At 59.7% G+C, this 22113-nt stretch carries 16 protein-coding genes, 3 pseudogenes and 1 other annotated feature; of the genes and pseudogenes, 13 read left to right on the top strand and 6 right to left on the bottom strand.

Going from position 1 to position 22113, the window contains the following annotated elements:
• Positions 1–37: 37 nt before the first annotated feature.
• Positions 38–1414 (bottom strand): MSCRAMM family protein, encoded by a 1377-nt coding sequence (locus HHL27_RS21155; protein ID WP_169495380.1) that lies wholly within the window; start codon positions 1412–1414, stop codon positions 38–40.
• Between the two features lie 62 nt (positions 1415–1476).
• Here HHL27_RS21155 and HHL27_RS21150 point away from each other — a divergent pair.
• Positions 1477–2705, top strand: a protein-coding gene (locus HHL27_RS21150) for an IS3 family transposase (protein ID WP_169495379.1) whose coding sequence is annotated in 2 segments (ribosomal slippage) — positions 1477–1765 and positions 1765–2705 — 1230 coding nt in all. Because the reading frame shifts where the segments join, the coding sequence is not laid out codon by codon here.
• Positions 1758–1872 (top strand) — a sequence feature (AL1L pseudoknot). It overlaps the preceding gene by 115 nt.
• A gap of 44 nt (positions 2706–2749) precedes the next feature.
• Here the strand turns inward: HHL27_RS21150 and HHL27_RS21145 are convergent.
• The 3 genes from HHL27_RS21145 to HHL27_RS21135 form a co-directional block, all read right to left on the bottom strand.
• A complete protein-coding gene (locus HHL27_RS21145) occupies positions 2750–3250 on the bottom strand; it encodes a DUF4402 domain-containing protein (RefSeq protein ID WP_169495378.1) in 501 nt (166 codons plus the stop codon).
• Between the two features lie 253 nt (positions 3251–3503).
• Positions 3504–3935, bottom strand: coding sequence for a DUF4402 domain-containing protein (locus tag HHL27_RS22985; protein ID WP_420874091.1), 432 nt, complete (start codon positions 3933–3935; stop codon positions 3504–3506).
• A gap of 119 nt (positions 3936–4054) precedes the next feature.
• Positions 4055–4624, bottom strand: a complete 570-nt coding sequence (locus tag HHL27_RS21135; RefSeq protein ID WP_169495376.1) for a DUF4402 domain-containing protein — start codon at positions 4622–4624, stop codon at positions 4055–4057.
• A gap of 881 nt (positions 4625–5505) precedes the next feature.
• Between HHL27_RS21135 and HHL27_RS22595 the strand changes: the two genes are divergently transcribed.
• The 6 genes and pseudogenes from HHL27_RS22595 (at position 5506) to HHL27_RS21105 (ending at position 14373) form a co-directional block, all read left to right on the top strand.
• The gene (locus tag HHL27_RS22595) at positions 5506–9729 is read left to right on the top strand and encodes a beta strand repeat-containing protein (protein WP_169495375.1); all 4224 of its coding nucleotides are present in this window, start codon (positions 5506–5508) and stop codon (positions 9727–9729) included.
• A gap of 153 nt (positions 9730–9882) precedes the next feature.
• A pseudogene (locus tag HHL27_RS21125) lies at positions 9883–10371 on the top strand (zincin-like metallopeptidase domain-containing protein); the annotation flags it as partial.
• 61 nt (positions 10372–10432) lie between these two features.
• A pseudogene (locus tag HHL27_RS21120) lies at positions 10433–11089 on the top strand (nucleotidyltransferase); the annotation flags it as partial.
• Positions 11090–11213: 124 nt separating this feature from the next.
• Positions 11214–12455 carry a site-specific integrase gene (locus HHL27_RS21115; RefSeq protein ID WP_240960185.1) on the top strand — a complete coding sequence of 414 codons (1242 nt, stop codon included), beginning with the start codon at positions 11214–11216 and terminating at the stop codon, positions 12453–12455.
• Positions 12452–13375 (top strand): tyrosine-type recombinase/integrase, encoded by a 924-nt coding sequence (locus tag HHL27_RS21110; protein WP_169495373.1) that lies wholly within the window; start codon positions 12452–12454, stop codon positions 13373–13375. Before HHL27_RS21115 ends, HHL27_RS21110 begins: the two co-directional genes overlap by 4 nt.
• Positions 13372–14373: a tyrosine-type recombinase/integrase gene (locus HHL27_RS21105; protein WP_169495372.1), complete on the top strand. Its 1002-nt coding sequence runs from the start codon at positions 13372–13374 to the stop codon at positions 14371–14373. Before HHL27_RS21110 ends, HHL27_RS21105 begins: the two co-directional genes overlap by 4 nt.
• On the opposite strand, the gene HHL27_RS21100 is transcribed toward HHL27_RS21105, so the two are convergent.
• Positions 14368–15234, bottom strand: a complete 867-nt coding sequence (locus HHL27_RS21100) for a HEPN domain-containing protein (RefSeq protein WP_338114980.1) — start codon at positions 15232–15234, stop codon at positions 14368–14370. The two genes, HHL27_RS21105 and HHL27_RS21100, sit on opposite strands and share 6 nt — an antisense overlap.
• Positions 15235–15455: 221 nt before the next feature.
• Here HHL27_RS21100 and HHL27_RS21095 point away from each other — a divergent pair.
• Positions 15456–15734 (top strand): annotated as a pseudogene (locus HHL27_RS21095) (HEPN domain-containing protein); the annotation flags it as partial.
• Between the two features lie 701 nt (positions 15735–16435).
• Entirely contained in the window at positions 16436–16690 is a 255-nt protein-coding gene (locus tag HHL27_RS22980; RefSeq protein WP_169495370.1) for a MucR family transcriptional regulator, read from the top strand.
• 1154 nt (positions 16691–17844) lie between these two features.
• Here HHL27_RS22980 and HHL27_RS21085 read toward each other — a convergent pair.
• The gene (locus tag HHL27_RS21085; RefSeq protein WP_169495369.1) at positions 17845–18369 is read right to left on the bottom strand and encodes a hypothetical protein; all 525 of its coding nucleotides are present in this window, start codon (positions 18367–18369) and stop codon (positions 17845–17847) included.
• 466 nt (positions 18370–18835) lie between these two features.
• Here HHL27_RS21085 and HHL27_RS21080 point away from each other — a divergent pair, with 466 nt between their 5' ends.
• The 4 genes from HHL27_RS21080 (at position 18836) to HHL27_RS21065 (ending at position 21957) form a co-directional block, all read left to right on the top strand.
• Positions 18836–19435, top strand: coding sequence for a Ros/MucR family transcriptional regulator (locus HHL27_RS21080; RefSeq protein WP_169495368.1), 600 nt, complete (start codon positions 18836–18838; stop codon positions 19433–19435).
• A gap of 191 nt (positions 19436–19626) precedes the next feature.
• Positions 19627–20964 carry an anti-phage deoxyguanosine triphosphatase gene (locus HHL27_RS21075; protein ID WP_169495367.1) on the top strand — a complete coding sequence of 446 codons (1338 nt, stop codon included), beginning with the start codon at positions 19627–19629 and terminating at the stop codon, positions 20962–20964.
• Between the two features lie 70 nt (positions 20965–21034).
• The gene (locus tag HHL27_RS21070) at positions 21035–21397 is read left to right on the top strand and encodes an antitoxin Xre/MbcA/ParS toxin-binding domain-containing protein (RefSeq protein WP_169495366.1); all 363 of its coding nucleotides are present in this window, start codon (positions 21035–21037) and stop codon (positions 21395–21397) included.
• Positions 21394–21957: an RES family NAD+ phosphorylase gene (locus HHL27_RS21065; RefSeq protein ID WP_240960184.1), complete on the top strand. Its 564-nt coding sequence runs from the start codon at positions 21394–21396 to the stop codon at positions 21955–21957. The genes HHL27_RS21070 and HHL27_RS21065 overlap by 4 nt, the downstream gene beginning before the upstream one ends.
• Positions 21958–22113: the final 156 nt, after the last annotated feature.

Genomic DNA, 22113 nt, shown 5'->3' with positions numbered 1-22113 from the left:
TTAAGCCGCTGCCGTGGCGGTTGAATCTTCCTCGACATCACTCCGATGCGTCTTTGACAATTCTGAGCTCGGGCAGGCGGCGCGATTTCCCGGTAATTGTGACTGACAAAGGGGCGCCAAGCTCATGAATGCCAAGGCGGCGTGCCTGCCTGGGATCGACCGCAATGCGATATGTCCCCGGAGGAATCCGCTCAAAAAAGAACGTGCCGCCGGCAGAGGTGCGGTCGCGTGCCAAAGTTTCCCCGCTAGCGCTGACGATGATGACCTGAATGCCGCTCAGAGGTCGGCTGCTGCCTTCAAGCACGACGCCACCACTTACCTCGGCAAGTCGTATCAGAGGAAAGTCGAACTTATCAACATGGCCTGCTCGTGGGGTGAACTCAATGCCGGGAGAATCGGGCGCAAGATCGATGTCCGGCAAGCTGTCGAGATCTAGCCTTATGGCGTTGTGGACCCCATCGCCCAGACCTGTGAGAAAGGCCAAGCCGTTCTGGTCGGTTACGACTGTGTCCGAGGCACTCGTAAAATTTAACCCAGCGACCCGTTGCTCGCCCTCGTCCAAGTAATGATTCCCGTTCGCGTCAATGAATGCGCGCAGGGCAGCAGCTCCGCTCTCGGCGATGCCCGGTTTGGCAGCAAAGAGGCGTCCCGAAAAGGTATTCAGCCCGAAACTCATGCCCATCCTTAGTGTGAATGAAAATGCCGGACGTGCGATGAGCTTTGTAGCATCAAGCGATACCGCGAGCGGCCCAACGCTGCGGGCTATTGAAAATCCAAGCTGGGTGGTCCGGCTGATAAAGCTTCGGGTCAGGGCTGCGCGCATCATGGTATCGCGACCAAGCGCTTGCGATACCTCGAGTTGAGCCGTTTCAGCGCGAAAGGCAGGAGCAATGCGATAGTCTAGTGCTGCGCGGGCCTGGGTCTGTCCGGCCGTTACAGTGGCCAGATCGAAGGTGCCGGCAAGCTTTGCGATGCTTGACCCCTGACGCTGAGTAGATGATTGGTATGTGAGTGCATTGGAAAGCAGCAAGCCTCTCGTGAGATAGGATGCCCTGAGGTTAGAGTCGGTCTCCTTGGACCCATCAGCAAATTCCAGACGCCGGAAAGATCCCGCAATCGGGATCGCCGACCCGACATGCTGCCCGCTTGTTGAGATTAACCCGGCGACCTGAATGTCAGTTGTTCGGCGCAAAGGTTTTTGGTTGAGCGATCTTTGCTCATCGATGAAGCCATTGGCATACTCACCGTGCAGGAGGGTCCAATTGAAGGCCCCGACCCGCCCAGCCATCGCGGCAACTAGTGCGCGCCCTCCGGTGCTAGCGAAACCAAGATCCAAACGACCTGAGAAGCCGTCAATGCTAGCCTGCAAACCAGGAGTCACAAGCCATTGGCGTCCAGCGTCATTTTTGAACACAGCAGCACCTGAAGCGTCCCGGGTTTTCCGGAGGCTCCGAACTGTGAGAAGGAGCATCCGGTATGAGCAAGATGGGAAACAGATTTTCGCCTGAGGTCCGTGACCGAGCGGTGCGGATGGTTGGCGAGCACCGCGCTGATTACGGCTCGGAATGGGAGGCGATGAGTTCGATCGCCTCGAAGATCGGCTGCACGACCGAGACGCTGCGCCGCTGGTGCCGCACGGAGGCAGGCCGACGGGCGGCACCAGCGGCGCAGGGCGTTGATGACAAGGCCCGGCTCAAGCTTCTGGAGCGCGAGGTCAAGGAACTTCGTCGAGCCAACGAGATCCTGCGCAAGGCGTCGGCATATTTTGCAATGGCGGAGCTCGACCGCCGCGAGAGATGATGATGGCGTTCGTCGACGTCCATCGCGAGGACCTGGGTATCGAGCCGATCTGCCGCGAACTGGCAATCGCCCCGTCCTCCTATCACGAACATGCCGCACGTCTTGCCGATCCGGCAAGGCGTTCTGCCCGTGCGCGCCGGGATGACGGCATGTGTGAGCAGATCCGGCGTGTCCACGAGGCCAGCTTCGGGCTCTACGGCTCGCGTAAGGTCTGGCACCAATTGCGGCGCGAAGGCTTTGATGTCGCCAAGTGCACGGTCGAACGACTGATGCGCACCATGCGGCTGGCCGGCATTCGCCGAGGGAAGAAGACGATCACGACCGTCAGCAATCCCAAGGCGCCATGCCCGCTCGACAAGGTCAATCGGGAGTTTCGTGTGGATCGGCCGAACGCCCTATGGGTAGTCGATTTCACCTATGTCCACACCTGGGCAGGGTTCGTTTACGTGGCCTTCGTGATCGATGCCTATGCTCGGCGCATCGTGGGCTGGAAGGTCAGCACGTCAGCGACGGCCGGGTTCGTCCTGGATGCTTTGGAGCAGGCGATCCATGCACGCAGACCCGGCCCGGATGACGGCTTGATCCACCACAGCGACAGGGGTGTTCAATACCTCGCCATGAACTACACCCAGCGTCTGGCGGAGGCCAACCTCGTGCCCTCGGTCGGCAGCGTCGGCGACAGTTACGACAATGCTTTGGCCGAGACGATCAATGGCCTTTACAAGGCCGAGGTCATCTGGCGTCAGCGGTCCTGGCCAAGCGTATCGGCAGTGGAAATGGCGACACTGAGCTGGGTCGATTGGTACAACAACCATCGCCTTTTTGGTCCCCTCGGCTACATCCCGCCCGCCGAGGCCGAAGCTAACTACTATGCAGCCTGTGATGCCCTCGATATGGCTGCATGAGTCAAACTGCATAGCCTCCAGAAAACCCGGGACGCTTCAAACCGTCAGTTGTAGGTTACCGTTGCGCTGTACGAGCCGGAGTAGCTTCCGGCAGTGGCCGAGGCGGGAACCGACAGCGTGCCGCCTACAGTGAAGGTTGCTGTCCCTCCGCTGCCAAGAGTGCCGCTCACAGACGAAGGCGACGTAGTGAACGTCATGCTCGCCGCACCATTGGTCACAGAACCATTCGTGGTGGCAATAGAAAATGCCCGGCCTGCTTCACCGGCAACTGCGAAACTATCAGCTGAACTCGCCGATCCAGGCAAAAGGGTTACATCCCCTGAAGCCGTTGCAGCGCCGGCGGCGCTGACAGCGATAGTGCCACTAGTTGTGCCAGACGTGAACTTGCCAAAGTTAAGCGCTGCTGACGTCGTATGCGTCAGGACGATTGGTGCCACAACTGTGGCCGTTGCGGAACCGCTTGCACTCGAGGTGTTAGCCGGCGCCGCTTGTGCCGCGCCAAACGGCAGCACCAACGCTACTGCGCTCAGAATAGTCTTCCTCATATTCCAACCCCTTCCACGCACACGGATAAGAGATCACCGATGTGCAACTGGATGTACCCGGCCGGACCAGCGTCCGACGCAATGGAGATGTCAGGAATTGGTAAAAGGCTGGTTAAGTGAGAAACCGTATCCTGGAGTTTAGATATTGTTTACTTTTTTGGAGCGCCCAACGAATTGATAACGCGGACGTTTAGCAAGCGAAGGTTTAGGAAAATTCTCGTGCTCTTACTCGCGGACCATTTGGCAGATTTGGCTACAGATAGCTGACAGCAACAAGAATGTCGGCGCTATAGGTCCCAGCTGCAGCCCTGGCAGGTAAAATCAAAGTGCCCCCGATCTGGATCCTGTCATAACCCTGCTCGTCGAGCTGGCCGGAATTGCCTGCACCTGACCTGCTTTCGGCCTTGGCAATCAGGCCAGTGGCAAGGAGGGGGGGAAGGGCAACTCCTGCTGGGCTTCGGCCAATAGCGAGCACATACGAGGGCAATTCGATCGAGTAACTTGCCCCGGGTGCGCCACGTATTGTAAAAAGCGCAGGACTAGGTTTTCCACAGGGCGCACCAGGACATGGCATTTGGGTCCCTCCACGATAACTGGTCTGGCCGTCCCAGTTCACCGTGACGGCCCCTTCCCGTTCCCCGGACACAACCGCGCCGAACTGCAAATCGCCAACCTTAGTGACCATTAACGGTTGTACCACGTCGGCAGATGACGTGCCTGTTGCAACGCTGCTAGTCTGCGCGTCCGCCGCATGCATAAACGAGACCGCACCCGCTGCAGAAAGCAGGAACTGCAGGACACCCATCAGAAGGCCGATACGATGGTAACGGTCGCCACCACGGGGATCCGCAAACTCGCGCCCCCATTGGAGCGCGTGATCTCGAGTCTGCCTCCCACTTTAAAATTCTGTGTGCATTGAGCGCTCAAGCACGGGGGCAGGGTGACGCTGACGAGTGATCCTGGCGAGAACGAACCGCCGCCGGGCAGATCAGTGTCGAACTGCGATATTTTTGCTGTCACCATTCCGTTAGCAATGATCGGTCCGCTGCTCAACTGTAACTGAAGGAGAGTTGTCGACTGCAAAGAGAGAGGCGGCCGCGTAAACGCAACAGAAAAGGTAGCTGGACTGGTCACGCCGCCGCGAAGAGGGAACACTCCGTTGTCTGTGACGATGCCGCTTGCGGATACTGTCCGCGAGCCCGCAGAGACCACAGCGAATTGACCAAAGCGCAACTCGCTCGTGGCGGTGACGCTGACTGGTCCTGCCATACAGTCTGGCGCAATGGAGCACAAAAGCGCCATAGCAATCCACGCGAGAATGTCGAACAGCCGTCGCGGACAATCGGCGGATTCGTTAAACAGCACGCTTTTCACCGCGTGGAATCTAAATTTGGATCGGACCGCATCCCATTTCGTCGCCATATTTTCGGTGCCGCGGATCTATCGTAAAACCTATCCACGACCAAGGGAAGGGCCGAAAAACTTGGCGCGAAACCTACGCGCGCTCTCATCGCGCTAACTCATGCTCAGGACGCCAGAACGGCTGTTGCTAACTCTCCCGTAACAGAAGGGATTTTCGCTAGAGTTCCATCGTCTAAAACGAATTAATTCCCACTGACAAGCCTGCGTTAATTGTCATCAAATATTCTAAAGATGACACTCACAGAATTGAGATTCTAAAACCCTTTTCGAGCTATGATTGAAATTTTGCCGCTATGGTCTGGTATATATAGCTGTTTCAACTAGGCCGAGGTGAGACGATCATGTTGCTTGCGAAGCCATCTCTAGGTTTAGGTCCCACTCTAAGCTTTTCGGTGCTGGCTGATAGCAACTGGCCATGCTGGCCCGAATTATTCGCCATTGATGCAAGAGGCGCCGACGCTCGGCATGGAGTATCCCCAAATTTTCTCTGCTGCCATACACGTAAAAAAATCTAAAAAATTTAAATAGAAACGTTACATGTCAGATAGTGCCAGAAAAAAGTATAGAGGCATTACCGCATGTTCCGTGCACAGTTTATTGGAAGCTTACAATTGGGTTGCCCATGTCTTTTAAATATCAAAGAATCATTTCAAACCATCAATATATCGGCGCGGCTGGGGCGGTGATACAATGCGATGCGATTTTCAATGTTTGATCAAGAGTGGCTGTTAACCATGTTGAATACCGAGAATAATGTCTTTACCATAAAGAATAAATTCGAATCGCATTGCGTATTGTATACCTAATTATTTAACCAAGGTTAGGGGGCTGCCATGGGAACTTATAACGGCACTAACGCGAATGACGGTTTTGTGGGGACGGCTGCATCCGATGTATTTAACTTCAATAGCAACGTGCTCGGTGACGACCAAGCCGATGGTGCCAATGGCATTGATACGCTCAATATTAATTACGACGCGTTGAGTGGTGGATCGTACAGTTCCTATATTTCCGGCAGTTCGAATTGGTCCGGGATAATTTACGGATCATTTGCCGATCGCGTTATCTTCTCTAATATGGAGAAGCTGAACATAACCCTTTCTAAGGCTGATGATTACCTTTCCGTCAGTGCCGCCCCGCTTGCGACTGCTGGCAATACCCTGTCGCTAAACGGCGGCGTGGGCAGCGACACGCTTGCGATCGACTTTTCGGCGCTGTCCGGCACGACCTTCAAGGACAATGGCAGCGGCACGGTCACCAGCAACCGCGGCACTTACGCTGGCTGGGAGACCTACAACATCACGCTGGGGGCAGGGACCAACGCCGTGACAACCGCTGGCGGCGGTGACACTGTTTCAGCCTCGAGCGGTGGGGCCAATACGATCGCAACCGGCGCCGGCAACGATACGATCAATTCGGTCGGCGGTGCAGACAAGGTCGATGGCGGGGCCGATTTCGACACCTGGAACGGCAACTATAGCGCTGCAACCAGCGCGCTGACCTTTGCCTACAACGGCAGCACGGGCGCTGGCACCCTTACCGGTGGCACCACGCTTGCCGGCATCGAAGCGGTTAGCCTCACCACCGGTAGCGGCAACGACAGCCTCACCCTCACTGGCTTCACCCAAGGCTATTCCTATGTCGATGCCGGCGCTGGCACGGATACCCTGACCATCAACGATGCGGGGCAGACGGGGGCTTATTACGGCAACATCTATGCCGATGATGCTGGCGGCTTCCAAGTCTACGTTTATAACGGCAATGGTTCTTACCGGCAGTTTACCCACGTCGAGAAGCTGGCCATCACCTTCAGTGACGACGACAACTACCTTTCCGTCAGTGCCGCCCCGCTTGCAACTGCTGGCAACACGCTGTCGCTGAATGGCGGTGTAGGCAGCGACACACTCACTATCGATTTCTCGGCGCTGTCCGGCACGACCTTCAAGGACAATGGCAGCGGCACGGTCACCAGCAACCGCGGCACTTACGCTGGCTGGGAGACCTACAACATCACGCTGGGGGCAGGGACCAACGCCGTGACAACCGCTGGCGGCGGTGACACTGTTTCAGCCTCGAGCGGTGGGGCCAATACGATCGCAACCGGCGCCGGCAACGATACGATCAATTCGGTCGGCGGTGCAGACAAGGTCGATGGCGGGGCCGATTTCGACACCTGGAACGGCAACTATAGCGCTGCAACCAGCGCGCTGACCTTTGCCTACAACGGCAGCACGGGCGCTGGCACCCTTACCGGTGGCACCACGCTTGCCGGCATCGAAGCGGTTAGCCTCACCACCGGTAGCGGCAACGACAGCCTCACCCTTACCGGCTTTACGCAAGGCTATTCCTATGTCGATGCCGGCGCTGGCACGGATACCCTGACCATCAACGATGCGGGGCAAACGGGGGCATACTATTACAGCAACATTTATGCCGATGATGCTGGCGGCTTCCAAGTCTACGTTTATAACGGCAATGGTTCTTACCGGCAGTTTACCCACGTCGAGAAGCTGGCCATCACCTTCAGTGACGACGACAACTACCTTTCCGTCAGTGCCGCCCCGCTTGCAACTGCTGGCAACACGCTGTCGCTGAATGGCGGTGTAGGCAGCGACACACTCACTATCGATTTCTCGGCGCTGTCCGGCACGACCTTCAAGGACAATGGCAGCGGCACGGTCACCAGCAACCGCGGCACTTACGCTGGCTGGGAGACCTACAACATCACGCTGGGGGCAGGGACCAACGCCGTGACAACCGCTGGCGGCGGTGACACTGTTTCAGCCTCGAGCGGTGGGGCCAATACGATCGCAACCGGCGCCGGCAACGATACGATCAATTCGGTCGGCGGTGCAGACAAGGTCGATGGCGGGGCCGATTTCGACACCTGGAACGGCAACTATAGCGCTGCAACCAGCGCGCTGACCTTTGCCTACAACGGCAGCACGGGCGCTGGCACCCTTACCGGTGGCACCACGCTTGCCGGCATCGAAGCGGTTAGCCTCACCACCGGTAGCGGCAACGATAGCCTCACCCTCACTGGCTTCACCCAAGGCTATTCCTATGTCGATGCCGGCGCTGGCACGGATACCCTGACCATCAACGATGCGGGGCAGACGGGGGCTTATTACGGCAACATCTATGCCGATGATGCTGGCGGCTTTGTGACCTACGTCAACAATGCCAATGGCTCTTACCGGCAGTTCACCCACGTCGAGAAGCTGGCCATTACCTTCAGCGACGACGACAATTACCTCGGCGTGGATGCTGCCGCGTCGCTGAACGGAAACACCCTGAATGTGGATGGCGGCGTAGGTGATGACACCCTACGGGTCACCGGCAATCTCTCCGGCTACTCCGTCGTCCAAGATGGTCTGGGCGGGTATATCATCACCGATACCAATGTCGCTGATGGCGATCATGGCAGTTTCACTGCCATCAGGTTTGAACATCTGCAGTTTGACGATCAGGCAATCGATCTCCCGGTCTATGCTGCCGGAAGCGTCTACGTTGGCACACCTGGAGATGACACGAAATCGGGATCTGCTGCAGATGACACGATGAGTGGTCTTGGCGGCAACGACAAGCTCTCCGGTCTCGGCGGCAATGACACGATCAACGGCGGCGCAGGCAACGACGTGCTCGATGGCGGCGACGGCAGCGATACAGTGACTTACGAAGATGCGACGGCGGCGGTAACTGTGAGCCTTGCAGTATCGAGTGCCCAGGCCACCGGTGGGTCAGGCAGCGATACAGTCACAAATTTTGAGAACCTGACAGGCTCAGCCTTCGCCGACAAACTTACTGGCAATGCCGGCAACAACGTGCTCAGGGGGCTAGCCGGCAACGATGCGCTGAACGGCGGCCTGGGTGCTGATACGATGATTGGTGGCCTCGGTGACGACAGCTACACCGTTGATAACTTGGGCGACATTGTCACCGAAAGTGCAAACGAAGGCACCGACACCGTTAGTGCAATCATAAGTTATGCGCTGGGAGCTAATGTCGAAAAGCTGACGTTGACCGGATCTGCTGCGATCGATGGAATGGGCAACGATCTCAACAACACGATCAATGGCAACGCTGCCGCCAACCACCTCTACGGCTATGGCGGCAATGATACACTTGATGGAAAGGCCGGCGCCGACATTATGGAAGGCGGAACAGGCAACGACACCTACACTGTCGACAACGCCGGCGATATTATCGTAGAGAACGCGGGCGAAGGGACCGATACAGTCAAGGTCAATTTCACTTACAGCCTGCTCAATACCAACCTTGAAAATCTGACCCTCGGCGGGTCCACGGCGGTCGATGGAACTGGCAACGATGCCAACAACACGCTGACGGGCAATGCAGCCAACAACACGCTCACCGGGCTTGGCGGCAACGACAAGCTCGACGGTAAAGCCGGGGCCGATACAATGATCGGAGGGCTGGGCAACGACAGCTACGTGGTTGACAACATTGGTGACGTTGTCATCGAGAATGCTGGCGAGGGAACGGACACCGTTACAGCCTCGATCAGCTATACCCTTGGAAGCAACGTCGAGAAGTTGACCCTGAGCGGCACGTTGGCAATTGATGGGATCGGCAATGCCTTGTCCAATACCCTTACCGGCAATGCCGCAGCAAACATCCTGTCTGGTCTGGGTGGTAACGATACGCTCTCGGGGGGCCTCGGCAACGACGTGCTCAAGGGTGGCGCTGGTGCCGACAGTCTGACGGGGGGCGGCGGCGCCGACCAGTTTGTGTTCGACATCCTCGAAACTCCTGCGAGCTTCGACACTATCAAGGATTTCGAGCATGGGATTGATGACATTGTTATCAGCAAGGCAGCATTTAGTGCGTTCGCTGCAGATCCCACGGGTGCGATCAATGCCAATGAATTCGTCATCGGCACCGCAGCTACAACCTCGGCTCAGCATCTTGTCTACAATCAGACTACCGGCGCGCTCTTCTACGATGCCGACGGTGTGGGAGGGCAGGCCCAAATCCAGATTGCGCTTCTCTCAACCAAGCCTGTGCTGGATTCAGCAGATTTTCTCTTGATCTGACGTGTGGCGGCCTGCCCAGCAGCGGCAGGCCGCTAATGCTGTGACGATACCATGCGATGAACTTCACGGTAAGCGGATGTTGCGACCGTACTTTCACCACCAGGCACGGCGGCGCGACCGGCCAGTGGGTAGCAAGATTCCAATTGTCGCCATGGTGCTGACTTTCGCATCGGTGGAGCCGAAGCGTACTATGTCCCCTCGCTCGACTATGTGCAGGTTCCGCCTCAGGTGGCGTTCCACGAGCCGATCGACTGGTACCGGACGGCCCTTCACGAGCTGGCTCACTTCAATGGTCATTCCAGCCGCCTTAATCGCGATCAGCAGGGTACCTTCGGCTCTGTCCGGTACGGCCGCGAAGAGCTCGTTGCCGAGATGGCTTGCGCCTTCACTTGCGCTGCCCTCGGCATCATGCCGACGGTGCGCCACGCCGATTACATCGGTGTCTGGCTGACCCTGCTCAGGGAAGACGAGAAGGCCATCTTCCTTGCCATGCGCTTCGACAACGCAACCATTGCGGGCCTCGCCGAAGCCCATGGGCTTACCAGCGAGGCCATCCTCGCCGAGTTTGCTGCCGCCATCCGGATCCTCGTGCGCACGCTTGAACCACGCCACTGGCAGTGGCTTACATGGTGGCGACGATGACCTGTCACACCATGCACCGCCCTTGCCATTCTCAGCCCGCCCGGACAGGGTAGCAGCCACGATGCGCACCGATCTCGATCACCTTCCTCCGCAGAAGCAGCGCGAACTCGAGCGCGTGAATGGGCTTGTCTTCGAGGAGTTCGAGGACGCGCTGGCTCTGTCCTCGCACGAGTGGAAGAAGAAGGGCCGCATCCTCAAGGTCATCCTCTACGGCTCCTATGCCCGGGGTAACTGGATCGACGAGCCGCACACCGCGAAGGGCTACAAGTCGGATTACGACCTCCTCATCATCGTCAACGACAAGCGCCTGACCGACCGGGTCAAGTACTGGGCGCGGCTCGATGAGCGGCTGATGCGCGAGTACGGCATTGCCGGCACGATCCGCACTCCGGTCAACTTCATCGTCCACACGCTGGGCGAAGTGAACGACGGTCTGGCCCATGGGCGCTACTTCTTCATCGACGTCGCCCGTGACGGGATCGCGCTCTAGCAGTCCGACGAGAGCGAACTGCATGAGCCAAAGCCGAAGACGCCCGAGCAGGCGCTGGAGATGGCGAAGGAGTATTTCGACGAGTGGTTTCCAGCCGCTCTGGGCCGGGTGAAACTCGCTAACTACGCCGTCGAGCAAGGCCTCGCCAAACATGCGGCGTTCGAATACCATCAGGCCGCCGAATTCCTGTACCACTGCGTCCTGCTGGTGGTTTGTTTCTACACGCCTTTATGCCGCGCGGCAGACTATGCCGAGTGGGCGGGCGAACTTTCGGCATTCCAGCGCTTTGCAGGTAATCGGCTCGGCATAGTTTCTTGTCCCCCGCGCACATTCCGTGCGCGGAGGAACGGCGATGATCACCGACGATTATTTGAACTCAAGCCGGGTAGTGAGCGGCCTAAAGAAAGGCCCGTTGGGCGAGCACATCCAACTCTACATCGACTGGCTTCGGCAGCGTGGCTACAGTCGGGAGATCGGCCATCGGTATTTGAGCCTCGCCCGGGATTTCGGGCTCTGGCTTGCCGCCACCGGCTCCGGCCTCGCCGATATCGAGGAAGCGCTTGTGACCCGGTATCTTGCCGAGCGGGCGCGGCATCGACCGCGATACCGGGGGGACGCCCTGGCGCTTGCCCGGTTGTTATCGGTACTTCGCGAGGCGAAGATCATCGCGCCGCGGCCAGTACCGCCGCGTGATCCGCGTGAGGATCTTCTTCAGGCCTACAGTCTGTACATGGAACGCGCGCGCGGCCTCGCACCCGCATCGATCGCAAGCCATGTCTGGTTCCTGCGTCCATGCCTGCAGGAGTTGGGGATCGCCACCAACGCCGACGTTGGGAGCCTTACGGCGCGTGCTGTGAGCCGTTACGTCGAGCGGCACGCCGGCGATGGGGGCGCGACGACTGCCAGGATCATGTGCTCCCGCATGCGCGTGTTCCTGCGGTATCTGCACTGCGAAGGTTTCCTCGCCGACGATCTGACAGGGGCCATTCCTTTGATCCGGCGCACAAGCAACGAGCGGCTGCCGAGCTACATGCCGATTGAGGAGGTCGAGCGCGTCCTCAAAGGCTGCGACCGGAGCACGGCGACCGGGCGAAGAGACTACGCGATCCTGATGCTGCTTGCCCGATTGGGGTTACGGGCGTGCGAAGTGGCACGGCTCCGTCTCGATGATTTCGACTGGCGCGCGGGCCAGTTCACGGTCCGCGGCAAGGGGCGCAAGACCGCCACCATGCCGCTTCCGCCCGATGTCGGCGCTGCGATCACGAGCTATTTGCAGCACGGGCGCCCAAGATCGGACAGCCGACAGCTGTTCCTGCGCGCCGTCGCGCCCCACACCGGGTTCCAGGGGGCGCCCGCTGTCCAGACCGTCGCGCGTTCGGCGATCGAGCGCGCCGGTATCACGGGTCTGGCTCGCCGAGGCTCGCACGCCTTCCGGCATAGCCTGGCGACCGGCCTGCTGCGATCGGGCGCGATGCTGACCGAGATCGGCCAGCTCTTGCGCCACGAGCAGCAGGACACGACCCGGATCTATGCCAAGGTCGATCTCGACAGCTTGCGCCCTCTCGGCCTCCCCTGGCTGGGATGCGGGCAATGAGCGCGCCGCGTGAGGCGCTAACCCGCTACGTGCTCATGCGGCGCGGGTTCGGCTATCGCTTCGAAGGCGACGAACGTTGCCTCGGCGATTTCGTCGCGTTCATGGATGCAGCAAACGCCGTGATCATCACGCGCAAGCTCGCTATGGACTGGATCACCCAAGCGAAGCCATCATCATGGTCCAACCGCTTGTCGATGGTGCGAGGATTTGCCCGGCATCTCTCGATCGTCGAGCCGGGCACTGAGGTGCTGCCTGCCGGTGTCTTTCGGTCACCAAAGCGGACGCGGCCCTACATCTACAGCGAAGCAGAGATCGAGCAGATGCTCGAAGCGACACTTCGCTGGGGATTGGCCAAGGGCATCAACCGCCGGACCTACCATTGCCTGTTCGGCCTGCTCGCGGCCACAGGCATGCGCTTGGGTGAGGCGATCGGTCTCGAACGCGCCGACGTCGATCTCAAGGCTGGCGTATTGACGTTGCGCCGCGCCAAGGGCGGCAAGGACCGGCTCGTTCCGCTCCACCCGACCACCACCGAGGCGCTCGCTGATTACGGCGCACAACGCGATGATACTCCCGTCTGTCGCAAGAGCCCCTGGTTCTTCGTCCTGCGATACGGGCAGCAACTCCGCCCCCAGTACCCCGAACGGATTTTCGTCGGTGTGCTTCGACAGATCGGGCTGCGTGATCCCGAACTGCATAGTCGGGGGCCGCGCCTCCACGATCTTCGCCATAGCTTCGCGGTAAACACCATTGTGCGCTGGTACCGTGCAGGCGAAGATGTCGAGCGCCTGCTCCCGACGCTCACCACCTATCTCGGTCACAGCAAGGTACGCGATACCTACTGGTACCTTTCGGCCTGTCCCGAGCTCATGGGCGAAGCCGCGAGCAGGCTCGAGGCGCGCTGGGAGACGGGGTCGTGACTGCGCCCGCGACCCTGCCGTCGCTCGTCGAGCGCTTCTTCACCCAGCGCCTCATCCACCAGCGCAACGCCAGCCCGCACACCATGGCTTCGTACCGCGATACGTTCCGGCTGCTGTTCACATTCGCGCAGACGAGGCTGGGCAAGCCGCCTACCCGGCTCGACCTGACCGATCTCGACGCGCCGTTTGTTCGCACCTTTCTCGACGAACTCGAAGCGAGCCGGTCGATCGGGATCAAGACCCGCAACCTGCGCCTCACCGCGATCCGCGCGTTCTTCCGGTTCGTCGCGATCGAGGAACCGGCGCTCGCCGGGCAGAGCCAGCGCGTGCTCGCGATCCCCGGGAAGCTTCACGACAAGCGCGAGGTGGATTTCCTGACCCGGACCGAGATCGACGCGATCCTTGCGGCACCTGACCGGAGTACCTGGATCGGCCGGCGCGACCACATGCTGCTCCACCTCGCCGCGCAGACGGGCCTGCGACTGTCGGAGATCGTTCAACTCGAGCGCGGCGCCGTCGTCCTGGGCACCGGCGCGCATGTTCGATGCCGTGGCAAGGGCCGCAAGGAGCGCTCCACCCCGCTCACCCGGCAGACTTGCCATGCGCTAAAGGCATGGCTCAAGGAGGCGGGGCAGCGGGGTTCGACGAAGCTGTTCCCCAACATCCACGGCGGCAGCCTGAGCCCCGATGCCGTGCAGCGCATGCTCGCCCGCCATGTCGAGATCGCGAACCAGCACTGCCCCTCGCTTGATCGCAAACGGGTCACCCCGCATGTCCTGCGCCACAGCGCGGCGATGGAGCTGCTCCAGGCGGGGGTCGACTGCTCGGTGATCGCGCTATGGCTCGGTCACGAGTCGATCAAGACGACCCAGGTCTACCTCCACGCCCACCTCGCGCTGAAGGAAGCGGCACTGGCCAGGATCAAGCCGTTTAACGGACAGAAGGGCGGGCGATACAAGCCCGGTGACCGGCTGCTCGCCTTCCTCGATTCTCTATAGCTCGGCCTTTTGGCGCAGGGCATCGAGCCACTCTAGCGACACTGTCTCGACCGTGCCGCGAAGCGATTGAACCGCGTCCGTGATGGCCAGGAGATCGTCACTGCTGATCTCGTAGCTGGCCGAGTACCTGGCCTCGACATAGGCGCGTTTGGCGAGCTCGAAGCGGCGCCGGTCTAGCTTCGTCGCGCGCGGCCAGCATTCGACGAGGCGCGGCTCCTTGTCCTCGGCCAGCGAGCGCAGGAACTTGAGGTTGTGCGAGCGAGGAACGTACTGGCTGCGAACAAGAAGATAGCAGGTGTAGGCACGCTCGGCTGCTTGGTGGAGCGTGAAGGCGGCATCTTTGCGCCATCCAAGATCATCGACACCTTTCTGTGTTTGCTCTTTTGCTGTCGCCAACGCCCTGTCGGTACTCTGTAGCCATTCTTTCAGGTATTCGTCCGCCATCCTGTAAGCGTCCGAGGGCATCAGCGGCCGGGGGGTTTTCAGTTCGGAGCCGTGCAGCGCGTACAAGGCGATGCCATCGCGGGCGATATCGACCCAGAAGTACTCCCCGCGCGTCAGGCCCTGGTTCACCTCGGCCAGCGTATGCACGATGATGTTGACCGGGCGACCGATCGCCGGATCGCGCAGGATCCTGTCCTCGGCAACGTACCAGTACTCGGCGATTTCGGTGAGGTCGGGATGGCTGACGATGACCAGCAGGTCGTAGTCGGACTGGTAGCCGTTGTCCGGCTCGTCGACCCAATCGCCCCGCGCATAACTGCCGAACAGTATGATCTTCTGGACCTTGCCGTTTCTTTTCCACGGCTGCGTCGCCCGCGATGTTGCGACGGAGAATTCATCCATCAGAATCTGCGTCACCCTGGCCAGCTCTTCCTGCTGGGCGGGGGGCAAGTGGTCTATGTCCGTTCTCACCCGAGGATTCTTGCCCGGCGCCCGTCCCGAAGCAAGCCTTCGTTGCCGAGGTTCCGCACATTTGGCGCCTCGGCGGGTCAAGAAACTATGCCGAGCCGATTACCTGCAAAGCGTTGGAATACCGAAAGTTCGCCCGCCCACTCGGCATAGTCTGCCGCGCGGCATAAACGCCTCACATTCACAATCTGGCATTCCTGCGCACGCAGGCCGAGCGGATCGACAGGCGCCTGACCACCGTCTGGCCGGGCGATAATCGCAAGCAACGGGCCATGTTCGAGAAGCTCAAGGAGGCCTACGTCAAGGCGCGCTACTCGAAGCATTACCGCATCACCGGCGAGGAACTGGCTTGGCTTGGCGAGCAGGTCGGTGAACTTGGCCGCGTCGTCCATGCCATCTGCGCCGAGCGCATTGCGATGCTCGAAGACACCGCCCGCGAGGCTGGCTGACGGTCAGATCGGCTCTCATTACAGGGCTTGAACCGGTCATCGCTCAGGCACCCGTCGGGCTGCCTGTGGTCGCCTGACCGGCGTTGCAGGAACCAATCAACAAGGCCCTGTCCGAAGCCGGCCGAACACCCTAGAAGCTCGTAGGATCAAGCACTCCGTACGCGGCCATCAACAACCGGACGACCCTAAAAATATCTCGTTTTTCTGCGTGTTACAACGATGTGGGTGGATACCGGTGGATGGAAATGTGGGGTGGGCGAAGTAAATCGAGCCCGCCGCCGGCGTTGTAGTGATCTTAGCGCTCCATCGCGCCCAGCGATTTATGCTTGCTGAGATGGCTAGGTTGCTTGGTAAGACGGTTCCAGCATGTGCTTCCAAGCCAGAAACTCGAGCGCAGCGTGTCCGAACGGCGGGGCATCCAGAACGGCGTCATGCAACTGACGGCGGCTCGATCGGGTTCGGTGCTAGAGAGCGCAGAAAAGCGCCAGGATTGAGGCACCAAGCCTACCGTGTCCCCGCCAAAAGTGCGCCAAAGCAATTTTCATTTTCTACGCTGGCGCCTTGCAAATCCCTTTATTTATTGCTCCATAAGTTTATTCAGCTTGTTAGTGGGTCAAACACCAAGCGGGGGACTTGCCTTGTCGCAAAGCGATACGGGTGGTGCAGTATCACCAAAAACGCGCCCTCGAGCGGGACCCCGAATGCCTTCATATGCAAGTATATCAGGATCTTTATCCGAGCACTTGTCACATTCTCAAAATGTTTGTCTCGATAGACCGACGGAGAACTCACTGTGTAATGATGGCATCGTCTGCCTTGAGTGTGGCTTCGTTACAAAACGACTGAGGCGTCATTTAGCCAGCAAGCACACAATTACGCCTGCACAGTATCGTGCCAAATGGCATCTGCCCTCAGACTACCCAATGACATTCTACCGCACTACACCCCTGCGCTGACTAGAAATGGCACTTCCGCAACTGCCTGCGGGCCGCCGCTGGTGCGGCTCGAGTACAACAATATTCGGATTGGCATCGCTGGGAAGCTGGTCGGCATCGCGACTGCGGAAACATGGACCTCGGGCGACCCGAGGCTGTCGAGTGTCGCCTCCTCGGCTGCGGACCCCGGCACCAAGACTGCAGTAATTGAGCTCAAAAGCACTGCAGACCCATCTTGCCAGCTCACAAGGGTTCCGGCTCAGTTCACGAAACCGCGAGCGATGTGGCTCGGCCTTGGCGCGGGAAAAGGGGGCGGGCAGCTGAAAGAAGATGCTGTTCGCCCACCTCAAATGCTTCATGCGTTTCGATGGACTAGGATTGCGTGGCTCGATCGGTGCCCAGGACTAATTTCAACTTGCTAACGTCCACAGCCAGCGCAAGCCAGTGAAGATCAGCCTTGCCAGTCTAGCGGGGTTGACCCGAGATCCGGTTACGCCGCCCGACCACCTTTCGTGGTTCTGCCGATCTGCCTGTAATCATACCAGTCCTCGACAAGATCTCAGGCTATAGGATTCCCAGACCGTTGTAAAAGCTACATATTTTATGCCTGCCCTATTCGCGCAGCGCGTCACAGGTGGAATCAGCGTCGCGCCGATGAGGCCCCGGGGAAGCAAGACGGTAGCACCAGTGACCGGCGCGTTTCCGGCGCAAGCAAAAGATGCCCTTGACTATCGGGGCGCACGCCAACTTCCGCAGTCGAACGGCATCTTCGATGGAGGAGCAAGGGGCTCGAAAATGGCCCATGCGGTGTAGCCAAATCTGCGGGCAAAGCAGCTCGCTTCGTGCACCGCGAGACCGATTGGCTTCGGTCTGACACGTGGGCGTTGAAGGTGAGGCGCAGAGTGTCGGTTGTCATGCTTGCACCGTTGGCGCCCTTGAACGTGACATCATTAGATGCGTGCGGTCGACAGTTTGTGGCGCAAATGGCCCTGACGTTTTCCATACGGCGATGGACGGCACTGCGCGTCTGTCTCAGTTCGCATTGCAGAACGTTAACAGCCGCAAATCTATCAGAAACGGCGCGGTGTTGTCTTCTCGTGCCGATATCAATGAGGGGGGCCGGCAAGTGCGCAGATGTTTCGATCCGCTCCGCAGCTTCCTTTCATCGGAATTGCTCAGTTGAAAACGAACTCGCGCTGGCGTTCCAAGCGCCGTGGCTGTGCTGGCGCAGGGTGCAGTAGGCACCGCGCCTGGCCCGCCAAAGTATAGACGACGTGGCGGTGCCCGCCCCGGTTCTGATGATCGACGCGGAAGCCCGCATAGTGCCGCCGCACCAGCCCGGCACGGACGAGTTCGGACACCGCGCGGCTGAGATTTGTCTTGGTCGACATGCGGATACGGTCGCGGACCTCCTGCTCGAGCAACAAGGCTGCTTCGACGGGATCGCGCGCGAGCTTGCCCTCACGCTGCAGTTCGTCACGTACCCGATCGGTGAGGGCGAGGCGGCGAGGATCGCGCGCGCCCATCGGGGCCAGGCTTTCGCTGAGCCAGTCGCGCAAACTGTGGATCTGATTGCCGCGTCGCACGAACGGGCCAGCCTTGCCATCGCTGTCCGCAGCTTCGGCAATCAGAGTGAGGACCATGAACGCATAGCGCGGGCGCAGACTCGCCTCGGCGACCACATGGAGCAGAACAGCCATGTCGTTGCCAGTTTGGGCGGGAGGAGAGAGCGAAGCCTGAAACATAACTGGGGAGAAAGAAGCACAAACACTGAATCTTGTGAATCCCCCGTGACTTGGCGCATGTCGTTTTGTCAGCCCTGACACATTGCCTGGAAGGTAAAGTGTCAGGGGCGCGTTCGGTTCTCCTTGCCGGATCGATCATAAGAATTGCCGACTGATCGCGCCATTTCCTGGCCGAGTCGGGGGAGCGCGCGACTCCGGATTCATGTCCCTTTGGCGCCCTCAGGCAGAGTGTCATAACTGACAGCCCCGAAACGGCGGCCCTGGAAAGCGAGTGGGGCAGGGTATGATGCAAACTCGGATGTTTGCTCGCGCAGTTCTACAATATCTATCGGGCGCTAGCGCGATTTGCCGATCCCCGGTTGCGTACCTGCGCGCAAGCCGGCAAGAGAAGACTCAGGTCCATAAAGTGAAAGTCGTTGTAATGGCCGATGAAATCCTCCTCTCCCACGTTGCAGACATCGTGTCTGCCCACGTCAGCAATAATGCTGTTGCTGCGAATGATTTGGTCGGGCTGATCCAGTCGGTCCACAGGGTTCTGGTGGGACTTGGGGCGCCGGTCGAACCGATCGAGGAAAAGCGCACACCTGCAGTTTCGGTGCGCGCATCGATCAAGCCGGATACCATCACCTGCCTGGACTGCGGCACGAAAATCAAGGTTCTTAAGCGGCATCTGTCGAGCGAGCATGGCTTGACGCCGGAAGATTATCGCACCCGCTGGAACCTGCCTCGCGACTACCCGATGGTCGCGCCTGAATACGCGGCACGCCGCAAGGAACTCGCGCTGAGCTTGGGTCTGGGGCGAAAACCTAAGGTCGTGGAAGTCGTGTCTGCACCAGAAGTTTCGGCCCCAACAAAGCCTATAGCAATGGATAAGACCGCGCCCGCTGAAGCCGGGTCCATTCCTGCGACGGACGCGCCGGCTGTTGCCACTCCCAAGGCCAAGCCCCGCAAGAAGCTCAAAGTGGCCTTCAGCGATAATGCGCCAGATACTGCAGCATCGGACATTCCCGTAGAGGGCTAACTCCTTCTTTGCGTGTTTAGAGATGTCGCCTTGGGCGTGCGCCGCGTAGGCACGCCCACAGGCGGGGCTATGTTGTCTCAGCCAATGAACCGTCGTGTTGCATGCCCCTCCGCGCGCGAATTGCGCCGCCCGGGGTTTGAATGCGCCGCGCGGGCGTGCCAATTGCACCGGACATTCAATCCGGAGACACTATGAGCTGGCATGCGCGGCGCGAAGGCTGGAACCCTCAGGCCGAGGATGCGCGCGACAATGGTGACGTCGATTATTCGCGTGTCATCCATTCCGCTTCGTTTCGGCGACTGCAGGGCAAGACCCAGATCCTCAACCTTGGCGACAGCGACTTTTACCGGACACGCCTAACCCATTCGCTTGAAGTGGCGCAGATTGCCGGCGGCATCGCGCGCCAGCTCGAAAGCTCGTTCCCGGATCACCCGGCCAGCGCCATCCTACCCGACCGTGGCACGATCCATTCGATAGGTTGCACGCACGATTTTGGCCACCCGCCGTTCGGGCATGGCGGCGAAATCGCCCTTAACTACTGCATGCGCGACCATGGAGGGTTCGAGGGCAATGGCCAGACACTGCGCATTCTTGGCCGCCTCGAAAGCTTTTCAGCAAATGCATGCGCCAATCTCACCCGCCGTACCATGCTGGGCGTGCTCAAGTATCCTGTCGCCTACAGCCTGGCTCGCGACCCGGCCCGTACCCCCGGCCTGGTGGATGGGCCGACGACGATCAAGGTGCTCGATGGGCAGGCCTGCAAGCCACCCAAATGCTACCATGACAGCGAGCAGGACGTGGTCGACTGGATCCTCGAGACCCTGACGGATACCGACCGCGCCGAGTTGCAGTCGTTTGCGCCAGTGCCGCACAAGCACGCCAAACCGCTGCACAAGTCGCTTGACTGCTCGATCATGGATGCAGCCGACGACATTGCCTACGGCGTCCACGATCTCGAAGATGCCATCGCCCTCGATCTGGTCACGCGCGAGCGCTTTGCCACTGCAGTGCAGGACCGCTGTCCAACCTTCCTCGATGCGCTCAAGGTCAAGTATCCCGGCGAGAGCGCCAATGACGTCTTTTCGCATATGGTCGACGGCCTGTTTGGCGGGCCTGCCACGCGAAAGCGCTACATCGGCAGGCTTGTCCATCACTTCCTGACGGCAGTCGAATATGTCGAGCACAAGGCGTTTGCGGAGCCATTGCTGCGCTATCGGGTCCGCGTGCGCGAGGTTGAACGCCAGTTCCTGGATGTCTTGCAGGATTTCGTGGTGCGCGAGGTGATTGCCTCGCCCGCCGTGCAGCACCTTGAGTTCAAGGGGCAGGGGATGGTCGTGGCCGTGTTCGAGGCCATGCAAGCGGACCCCGCCCGTCTTCTGCCGCGCGAGGAGTTCAGCAAGTTCGAGGCTGCCCACGGCGATGTTCGGGTCATCTGCGACTACGTGGCTGCGATGACCGACACGCACCTGCTCAAGACTTACGAGCGGCTGTTCTCGCCGCGCATGGGCTCGGTGTTTGACCGCCTTTGAAGGACGCTTGCTTGACAAGACGAGGATTTGCCCCACATATTGCCCTACGTTGAGCTAATTGGTGAGGCATATGGCGTCTGCTGCGTTTCTGAACGAGATAACCGGAACTGCCGGCGTCTCGGTGGACAAGCTTTCGGCTGCGCTCCACATCCCCAAGTCGGAGCTGGCGATTGCCGCCGGCTTGTCGCGCGACGCCGTTTCGAAAGCGGCCCGCAGCCACAGCGTGACGACCCAGTCGCGCCTGCGCGAGATGAGCGAGATCATCAATCGGGTCATTCCCTGGGCCGGAAGCGAACTGGCCGCTTATGCCTGGTACCGCTCGCAACCGTTGCCCTCGTTTGGTGATGCCACGGCCGAAGAACTGGTGCGCCAGGGGCAGGGCGAGAAGGTCCGCGCCTATCTCGGCCGGATTGCGGCCGGCGGCTTTGCTTGACCCTCCCGTTCACCCGCTTTTATGGGGTGGTCTTTCGTGCGCATCATCCGGCTTGGGCATTTGATCCCGAATCCGGCGATGGCGCGAAGCTTCATGGCGGCCGTTTCAACCGCAATGGCACGTCTTGTTTCTACGCTTCGCTTAGCCTCGAGACCGCCTGGCTCGAAGCGCAGCAGGGTTTTGCCTTCAAGGCACAGCCGCTGACGATCTGCAGCTACCGCGCCGCGCTTTCCGATGTGCTCGACCTGACCGATCCCAACGCGCGCGAGGCGGCGGACGTCGCACCCGCGCAGCTCGGTTGCGCGTGGGAGCGGCTTGCCGGCGATCGCAAGTCCGTTCCCACGTGGGAACTCGCCGACCGGCTGATTGCCGCAGGTTGTGCCGGCGTGATCGTGCCAAGTTTTGCGTCCCGCGCCACGCCTGAGAGCCGCAATCTGGTGCTGTGGTCCTGGAATCGCCAAGGGCCACATCGGCTCCAGGTGAACAGCGCTTGCCGCGCGATCAGTCATTCTGGCGGGCACCATCATAAGGTTCGCGCAGGCATGCAAATTTCTGCCTAACGGACGCAATGTACATGCGCGTCTCGATGTCATCATTTAACATATATCAACACCAATTCGTGTCTTGTGTCCTAGTTTCAATGGTTTGCAGGCGATAAACCTGTCCATTGTGTTTCGCTCATAATTTGGACGATCAAGGGAGTTGGAAGTGCAAGA

The organism is Novosphingobium olei, assembly GCF_012927405.1.
In the GTDB taxonomy this organism is placed as follows: Bacteria; Pseudomonadota; Alphaproteobacteria; order Sphingomonadales; family Sphingomonadaceae; genus Novosphingobium; species Novosphingobium olei.
The sequence above is the reverse complement of the archived record's forward strand: the minus strand, read 5'-3'. Positions and strand labels throughout refer to the sequence as shown.